Origin of the sequence: Prevotella sp. P5-64, assembly GCF_002251285.1 — a bacterium.
Classification (GTDB): domain Bacteria; phylum Bacteroidota; class Bacteroidia; order Bacteroidales; family Bacteroidaceae; genus Prevotella.
In genome coordinates, this window is record NZ_NPJK01000047.1 from 1 (window position 1) to 877 (window position 877).

An 877-nucleotide genomic window follows, 5' to 3' on the forward strand; every position below is an offset into this window, starting at 1 on the left:
CAAAACTTGAGGGCAAACGTGTCGGGCTGGTCCGCATGGATAGCGGTTTCTTTGCGAAGGAAATACTTGACTATCTGGAAATGAAAGGGTTACACTATATCATTGCCTGCCGTTTCAACAATCGTATAAAGTACAGTCTCACCCATGAACGCAAATGGATAGAGCTAACAGACGGATTGGAAATATCCGAAACCATCTATCAGGCAAACGGTTGGGAGAAGCCTAGACGCATTGTGATGGTCAGGCAAGAAATAGACAAGCGCCCCAAAGCTGCAGGAAAGCAAATCAAGCAACTGGAGCTTTTTGAGGATGAGCAGGATTTCGGAAAATACCGATACAGCTGCTTTGTAACAGACCTTGACCTGCCGGCCAAGATTGTATATGACTCATATCGCGGAAGAGCGGATTCTGAGAATAGGATAAAAGAATTGAAGAATGATTTCTCCATCGATGACTTTGTCACAAATAACTTCTGGGCAACAGAGGCATGTGGGAATTTCATTGTTATGGCATATAACTTTATGTCGTTGTTCAGACATGCGCTGATCAATTCCAACAAGAAGAAATTTCTGAAGACTATCCGATACGAGTTGATATCGACGCCAGCCTATCTGGGAAAAACAAAAGACAAGCACATCCTATATTTGGCTAGATCACTAAAAACACGACAATCATTCTTATCTATATGGGAAAAATTAAAGGATTTCTCTTTGCCGTACGACACAGAGAAATCCTAATGACCGATTTGGGTTGAACGATTCTGCCGATGCATTGGTAAGCCTTTCCTCAAAATAGTTGATGATGGTATCGTTGTGGTTCTCAAAGGTTTCAATAACCTTGTTGAAACCTTCATACCCGAAATCTTCGACATCATTGT

2 protein-coding genes are annotated in these 877 nt (G+C 41.8%); one reads left to right on the plus strand and one right to left on the minus strand.

Annotated features, from left to right (window positions below; all coding sequences use genetic code 11):
* On the plus strand, nt 1-737 hold a 737-nt coding region (locus CIK87_RS09055; protein WP_144008070.1), incomplete at its 5' end, for a transposase.
* Here the strand turns inward: CIK87_RS09055 and CIK87_RS09060 are convergent.
* Nucleotides 696-877 (minus strand): transposase (locus CIK87_RS09060; RefSeq protein WP_254046538.1); only part of this gene is annotated, 182 nt, incomplete at its 5' end. The two genes, CIK87_RS09055 and CIK87_RS09060, sit on opposite strands and share 42 nt — an antisense overlap.